This window comes from Streptomyces sp. N35, from assembly GCF_016464295.1.
GTDB lineage: Bacteria > Actinomycetota > Actinomycetes > Streptomycetales > Streptomycetaceae > Streptomyces.
Genome location: NZ_JAEIMH010000071.1, coordinates 26,053 through 32,805, shown reverse-complemented (window position 1 = coordinate 32,805; position 6,753 = coordinate 26,053). Strand labels below are relative to the sequence as shown.

General features: G+C 71.8%; 6 protein-coding genes. 4 read left to right on the top strand and 2 right to left on the bottom strand.

The window, feature by feature from the left end:
* Positions 1–89 precede the first annotated feature (89 nt).
* Complete coding sequence (locus JAO81_RS31240; RefSeq protein ID WP_165330085.1) at positions 90–410, top strand: L-rhamnose mutarotase; 321 nt, start codon at positions 90–92, stop codon at positions 408–410.
* Between the two features lie 56 nt (positions 411–466).
* The gene (locus JAO81_RS31235) at positions 467–1,495 is read left to right on the top strand and encodes a LacI family DNA-binding transcriptional regulator (RefSeq protein ID WP_199551322.1); all 1,029 of its coding nucleotides are present in this window, start codon (positions 467–469) and stop codon (positions 1,493–1,495) included.
* A gap of 79 nt (positions 1,496–1,574) precedes the next feature.
* Here the strand turns inward: JAO81_RS31235 and JAO81_RS31230 are convergent, their stop codons facing one another.
* Positions 1,575–4,514, bottom strand: a complete 2,940-nt coding sequence (locus tag JAO81_RS31230) for a glycosyl hydrolase (RefSeq protein WP_233416175.1) — start codon at positions 4,512–4,514, stop codon at positions 1,575–1,577.
* A 250-nt stretch (positions 4,515–4,764) separates the two neighbouring features.
* Here JAO81_RS31230 and JAO81_RS44100 point away from each other — a divergent pair, with 250 nt between their 5' ends.
* Complete coding sequence (locus tag JAO81_RS44100; protein ID WP_374194377.1) at positions 4,765–5,208, top strand: alpha-L-rhamnosidase C-terminal domain-containing protein; 444 nt, start codon at positions 4,765–4,767, stop codon at positions 5,206–5,208.
* Positions 5,209–5,220: 12 nt separating this feature from the next.
* Here JAO81_RS44100 and JAO81_RS31220 read toward each other — a convergent pair whose 3' ends face one another.
* On the bottom strand, positions 5,221–6,111 hold the full coding sequence (locus JAO81_RS31220) for a LysR family transcriptional regulator (protein WP_199551319.1): 891 nt from the start codon (positions 6,109–6,111) through the stop codon (positions 5,221–5,223).
* Positions 6,112–6,302: 191 nt separating this feature from the next.
* Between JAO81_RS31220 and JAO81_RS31215 the strand changes: the two genes are divergently transcribed.
* The gene (locus JAO81_RS31215; protein ID WP_199551318.1) at positions 6,303–6,668 is read left to right on the top strand and encodes a nuclear transport factor 2 family protein; all 366 of its coding nucleotides are present in this window, start codon (positions 6,303–6,305) and stop codon (positions 6,666–6,668) included.
* The last annotated feature ends 85 nt before the right edge of the window (positions 6,669–6,753 follow it).

Sequence of the window (6,753 nt, the reverse complement as noted above, 5' to 3'; positions counted from 1 at the left end):
GGCCCCCCCCCCCTCCCCCCCCCCCCCCCCAGCGGGCCCCCCCCGCCCGGGGCTTCCCCCCCCCCACCCCGTGAGAGGACTTCACCGGCATGCAGCGTGTCTGCTTCCTGCTCCGTGTCCGCGGCGACCGGATCGACGAGTACCGCGAACGCCACCGCCACGTATGGCAGGAGATGCGCACGGCGCTCTCGGCGGCCGGCTGGCGCAACTACTCCCTGTTCCTGCGCGAGGACGGCCTGCTCGTCGGCTATCTGGAGACCGACGACTTCGACGCGGCACGCGCGGCCATGGACGCCACCGACGTGAACTCCCGCTGGCAGGCGGAGATGGCGGACTTCTTCGAAGAGCTCGACGGCCGGTCGCCGGACGGCGCGATGCGTCCGCTGACCGAGATCTTCCACCTGGCATGAGGAACGGACCGGGCGACCATATGGCGGGCGCAGCGAGCAGGACTTCAGGGGGACGCATGGCAAGGGGGCGGCCGCCCGTCGGCATCAAGGACGTAGCGCGCGCGGCGGGGGTGTCCGTCGGGACGGTGTCCAACGTGCTCAACCAGCCCGACCGCGTCTCCGAGCAGACCCTGCGCCACGTCAAGGAGGTCATCGAAGGCCTCGGCTATGTGCGCAGCGAGTCCGCCCGTCAACTGCGCGCCGGACAGAGCCGCATCATGGCGCTGCTCGTGCTCGACCTGAGCAACCCCTTCTTCGTCGACGTGGCCCGCGGCGCCGAACGGGCCGCCCGCGAAGCCGGGCTCGGTGTGATGGTGTGCACCAGCGACCAGAGCGCCGAGGAAGAGGCGCACTACCTGTCGCTCTTCGCCGAACAGCGCGTACGCGGCGCGCTGGTCACCCCCGCGGACCCCAGCGGCGAGACCCTGCGCGCCTTTCGCCGACAGGGCATTCCGTACGTAGTCGTGGACCGCGTCACCGGTGACGAAGAGGGCTGCTCCGTGTCCGTGGACGACGTGGCGGGCGGCGCCCTCGCGGTACGCCACCTGCTCGCACAGGGCCACCGCTCCCTGGCGTACGTCAGCGGACCGCCCCATCTGAAGCAGGTGCAGGACCGGCGCGAGGGCGCCCGTCTCGCGCTGGCGGAGGCGGGTCTTGACGCCGGACTGCTGCGCGAACTGCCCACCGAGCGGCTGGATGTGAGCGCCGGGCGCGACGCGGGCAGCCGGCTGCTGGGTCTGGGCGAACGCCCCACGGCCGTCTTCTGCGCCAACGACCTGCTCGCCCTCGGTGTGCTCCAGGCGCTGTACGCGGCAGGCGTCAAGGTCCCCGAGGACATGGCGATCGTCGGCTACGACGACATCGAGTTCGCGGCGGCCGCCACGGTGCCCCTGACCTCGGTCCGCCAGCCCGCCCGCACCTTGGGTACCCTCGCCGCCCGGATGCTGCTCCAGGAGACCGACACCGAAGCCGACCGGCACCACCACGAGCACGTGGTGCTCCAACCGGAGCTCGTGGTACGGCAGTCGAGCCTGGCGCGGGAGTGACGGACCGCGGCCGGCCGAGCCCCGAGGGGGACCGTCCTTGCGGACGGTCCCCCTCGTCATGCGCCTCGCGCGCCAGGCCTCACACCCGCAAAGTCGCGACCCCGTACGGCACGATCCGCACCGGGCCGAGCAGGCCGTAGTCCTGCCGCTTCGCGGCGCCGAACACCGTCGGTCGGGTGACCCGCAGGCGGTTGAGGAGAGGGCTCGCCACCTCCACCTCGATGGTGTTGGTGCCGCGCCGCAGCCGGGAGCCGAGATCCGCCACCCGCGTCAGCTGATCGACCGGCGGCAGCTCCTTGCCGTTGACGGTCACACGGAACGTGTCGCACACACCGCCCAGCTGCAGATACGCGCCGTGCCGCGTGGACCACTCGGCGCCCAGCTCGAGGGTCGTGCGATAGCGGCCCACTCCGGAGACGTCCTCCAGGCCGGGGATCCTCGACCAGGGGGCGAGCGCGTCCAGTTCGACCACGTGCCGCTCGTGCGCCGTCTCGGTGGCGCTCGCGCCCGGCCTCCAGTCGTCGACCGTGAGGGTCCAGGACGTCAGCGCGACGGGCTCAGGCACCGCGCCGATCGTGCTCTCGACGGTACGGCCGTCGTCGAGGGTGGTGGTGTACGAGCCCGCGGCCGCGGCGCGGACTTCCAGCCGTGCCCCGTCCCTTGTACGAATCGAGTCCGCCCGGGTGGCCGTGGCATGACGGCGGGGCAGGTCACGGGCCGGGCGGGCCAGCACGACCACGGTGACCGCGCCCGGTTCGAGGTCCACCGTCAGCCGGATCCGGCCGTCGGCGGTGCGCGTGTACAGGGCGATCGGGGCGACCTCGCCCGTCCAGGGGTCGAGCCGGTGCGGGACGGCTCCCTTGACGTGCGGGGCCAGCGTGACGTCATGCGTGATGCGGGACCCGGTCGAACCCTTCTTGCCGACCGCGTCGTTGGCGAAGTAGAACCAGTCGGCCTCGTCACTCGCCCGGTGCGTGTGCAGCAGCATGGACGACTGCGCGTACTCGACGTCACGGCGCAGCCCGAGCGCGGCGATGGCCTCCGGTATGTCCGGCCGGTCGGCCACGGTGTGGACCGTTTTCAACGTGCCTAGCTCCGCGAGGAGTTGACGCAGCCGCTCGTCGTCCCCGGGGCGGGCCCGCCCCGGCACACGGGCGTCCGACCAGTCGCCGACGAGGATGACGCGCAGTCCCGCCTTCGCGTACGAGAGCAGCTTCTCGGCGACCCCAAGCTCCAGGGTGTGCTCGCGGCCCGCCATGATGTCCCCGTCGACCACGAGGGCCTTGAGCGCGAGGCCGTCCGGTGCGAACCGGCCGCCGCGCACCTTCGCGGACGGCAGATCGAGCAGGCGCGGGCTGAGGAACGTGTGCGTCCAGCCGACCGGCACGCCGTCACCGGAGAACCAGGGGGCGCCGAGGCCGGAGCCGGCGTATCCCTTCTGCCGCAGCACCCCGACGTCGACCTTGTTGACTCCGGTCTGCAGGACGGCCTGCAGACGGGCGAGTTGATCGGCGATCGGCCGCGTGTGCCGCCACGTGGGCTGACGCGGACCCCACGCCTCGCCGTAGCCGGCCGCACCCGAGTAGGGCGAGAAGGCCGCGAAGCCCGGCCACTGGGCACCAGGAGCGTCGGCGTACGCGAAGCCGTGGAAGACAGCCTGGTTGACACCGGCCGCGTACTGCGTGACCAGTTTCTTGAGGGTGTCGGTCCAGGTCGTGGCGTACGCGCCGCCGGCCGTGGCGCCCGCCTCGTTCGACACGATGCGCTTGCCGCCCATGTCCCGGCCGCCGGCCAGGCACCGGAAGTCGTCCAGGTTCTTGAAGCCGAGCGACTCGCCCTCGGTGATGTCCAGGAGCGCCGACTTGTAGATGGCGTCGGTCTCCAGACCGTAAGGCTGGATGCGCAGCTTCAGTCCGAGGGAGTGCGCCCACTTCTGCAGCGGAAGCAGATGGTGCTCGACGTACAGCTCGGTGATCACCTCCATGACGTCGCGGCGCACCGCCTTGTCGAGGGTCGGCTCGAAGCTGAAGACGTGGTCCTCGTGCCGTTCCATGAACGCGGCCAGGTAGGGGAGCAGCGCGTATCCGCGGCGGCGTTCGAACTCGGCGGGGAGCGCCGGGGTCCACAGGGTCGCCTCGGTCTCCATCTCGATGGAGTCCTCGAACAGCGCTCCGCCCGTCTCGCGAAGGAGCCCGCGGATCGGGGGCGTGAGGATGTGCCGCTCCCAGAAGTCGGTGACCGCGCGGGTGCCGGCGTCGCTGAAGTGGTCCACGACGTAGGACAGGGGAGTGGTGTGGTCCCTGCCCTCGGGGCGCTGGCCCGAACCGCGTTCCCAGTACGCCACGAGCAGCCAGGTCGCGCCGTCGGCGGGAGCGGTCCATGTGATGCTGCCGCCCGCGACACGGTCGGTGACATCGGTGACGGTCGCCTGGTCGAGGCGTACCGGCTCGGCTTCCGGTGAGCTGCCGGCCGAGACCCGCACGGACTGCACGGTCAGCAGCCGCTGCTCGGTCACGCCCTCGTCCTCGGCAGCCGGGGCGGCGGGCAGGGGTCCCTGGTAGGTCGAGCCGGCCGTCACGACTGCGAATCCGTGGGCGAGTTCCTTCGCCGCGGCCTTGGCGTCCGGCGTGATCGAGGGCACGGCGGCGGGCCAGGCCGGACCGATCGTGAGGTCGACCTCGACGTCACGCTTCTTCGCCTCGCGCAGCGCCGCCTCGATCGCGGCCCGCCAGGCGGCGGTGCCCCAGCCGTAGCGGACCGTGTCCAGCTGCTCGGTCATGCTGTGCGTGACCGCGGCGATCTCCACACCGCCGAAGCCGCCTTCGGCGATGGCGCGGATCTCGCGGGCGATCTCGGCGGTGTCGACCAGGGCGTCGGGCCACCACCAGCGGAACTTGGGGCGCACCGAGGACGCGGGACCGCCGAGGCCGGGTACCGCGCCCGCGAAGGAAGCCGCCGTGGCGGTGCCCGTCGCGCCGCCCCAGTGCAGAGCCGTCGCGGCGCCTGCCACGGCGCTCATTCTCAGCAATGTCCGGCGTCGCAGGCTCATGGCTCTCCTCGTTGGGTTTCCGGGCGGTCGAACGGTTCGGCGGCAGGGCGACCGCATGGCACGGCTTCAGCTCGATGGCGGCCCGATTGAACGGTTCAAACGATTCAATCGATGCGCGAGGAACCTACGTTGAGGCGAAGCGCCAGGCAAGGGGTGGGTGCCAACTTTCCCCGTACAGAGGTCTTGACGGCCGTTGCGGGCTCGCGCATCGTGGCCGTCGATGCGGCCCGAAACGATTCAACTCGCCTGCGGATGCCAGCAGATGGGCCGACCGGCTCGCCCCGGTTGTGCCGGCCCTTCCGCACGTCTTGGCTCCCCGTGCGGTGGGCGCGGGCGCGGCGGGCAGGGCGCGGAGGCTCTCGCCCTCGACATGGGCGCCCACCCGGGGGACGAACGCGACCGTTCCTCGGCCCGCGGCACCTGTACGACGCCGTACGGCCAAGCGGTCAGCGACTGGCGCCGCGCAGGCGACGCCCTGCGCTTGAACGTCCGCGTGCCCGCGGGCGGCACGGCCACGGTCGAGGTACCGACGACCTCCGGAGAGGTGCGGACGCCGCGAGGCGCGCGGCCGTCTCCGAAGGGGACAACGAGGCGGTGTACGCGGTGGGTTCGGGGGAGTGGCCCTTCGAGTCGGTCTACGCGCCGGCGGACTGACGGGCGGTGAGGGGCCGGTTCCTCATCCGGGACCGGCCCCCTTGAACGCACGTCGGCAGTCCTTGAGCACCTCACGCACCGGCGGATGGTGCGCGTTCTTCCAGACCAGCGCGAGCAGCGCCGGTGTCTTCGCATCGACGATGCGGTGGACGGTGAGCCGGTCGCGGTGGCCGTCCGCCATCGAGTCGCTGAGGACGGCGACGCCGAGACCGCGGGCGGCGAGTTCGGCGATGGCGTCCGCGGCACTGGCCTGCAACCCGATCGAGGGCTGAAGGCCCTGCGCCGCGCACGCCTGCTCGAACACCGCGCGCAGCCCGGTGCCGGGCGGCATGCACACGATCGGGTGCGCCATCAGATCGCGCAGCATGACGCGCCGGCGCTTCGCCAAGGGGTGCCCGGCCGGGACCGCCACGACGAGCCGTTCGCTGATGAGGGTCAAGGTGTCGAGATCCTCGGGGGTGGCTTCCGCGGCCCCGATGAGCGCCAGGTCGACCGTGCCGGTCCGCACGCCTTCGACGAGCCGGTCGGAGCTGTCCTCCAGGAGCGCGATCTCCACGCCCGGATGCGCCGTGTGGAATGCGGCGAGGGCGTCGAACAACGGCGTGAGGGTGCAGCCGATCACCATGCCGACGGTGAGCCGCCCTCGGATCAGCCCGGCCACCTCGCCCACCGACTCGCTCACGGCTTCGGCCGCGGCGAGTGCGGCACGGGCGTATGCGAGTGCGGCTTTCCCGGCGACGGTCAGCGTGACGGTCCGGCCCGACCGGTCGAACAGCTCGGCGCCGACTTCCCGTTCAAGCTGACGGATCTGGGCGCTCACACCGGACTGGCTGATGTGCACACGCTCGGCCGCGCGCGTGAAGTTCTGCTCCTCGGCGACCGCGACGAAGTACTCCAGCTGCCTCAGTTCCATGACTGTGAATTCTAGTCTGCAGAAGAACCATCTGTTGGACTTCTGATGGGCAGCTTGCGGACACTGGAGAGGAACTGCCGGAGCTGGAGAAGCACTGCCAGAGCTGGAGAAGCACTGTCGGACCTGAAGAAGCACTGCCGGAGCGGCTGGCCGATGCGCCCGCCCACGCCGGCCAATGCCTGGAGGTACCCATGCCGGAGTACGAGAAGGCCATGCGGCCCGAGGACATCACCCGTCTGTTCGTCGAGCGGTCCAACGCCGGTGACGCGGCCGGGGTCGCCGCGCTGTACGACGAGAACGCGGTGCTCGCCTACCCGCCCGGCCAGGTGACGGTGGGACGGGAAGCGATCCGCGAGCTCTGGGCGAAGGTGCTGGCGAACCGCCCCCGCTTCGAGGCGGAACAGCCCCTGCCCACGCTCATCAGCGGCGATATCGCCCTCACCTCGACCCCGCCGAAGGACGGGACGGGCGCGCGGGCCCAGGTCGTCAGGCGCCAGGCCGACGGCAGCTGGCTGCGGGTGCTCGACCAGCCCGAGTTCGTGCCACCGTCGCGCTGAACGGCGCACGCTCGCGGGGGCGAAGGTGCCACGACGCCTGAACGCGGGGGCGGCGGAGGCGCGCGCGGGGGCCGCCCTGCGCGCA

What these genes read in the sequence shown, in the direction of transcription:
- JAO81_RS31240 (WP_165330085.1), top strand. Translation starts at nt 90, where the DNA reads ATGCAGCGTGTCTGCTTCCTGCTCCGTGTCCGCGGCGACCGGATCGAC.
- JAO81_RS31235 (WP_199551322.1), top strand. Translation starts at nt 467, where the DNA reads ATGGCAAGGGGGCGGCCGCCCGTCGGCATCAAGGACGTAGCGCGCGCG.
- JAO81_RS31230 (WP_233416175.1), bottom strand. Translation starts at nt 4,514, where the DNA reads ATGAGCGCCGTGGCAGGCGCCGCGACGGCTCTGCACTGGGGCGGCGCG.
- JAO81_RS44100 (WP_374194377.1), top strand. Translation starts at nt 4,765, where the DNA reads ATGCGGCCCGAAACGATTCAACTCGCCTGCGGATGCCAGCAGATGGGC.
- JAO81_RS31220 (WP_199551319.1), bottom strand. Translation starts at nt 6,111, where the DNA reads ATGGAACTGAGGCAGCTGGAGTACTTCGTCGCGGTCGCCGAGGAGCAG.
- JAO81_RS31215 (WP_199551318.1), top strand. Translation starts at nt 6,303, where the DNA reads ATGCCGGAGTACGAGAAGGCCATGCGGCCCGAGGACATCACCCGTCTG.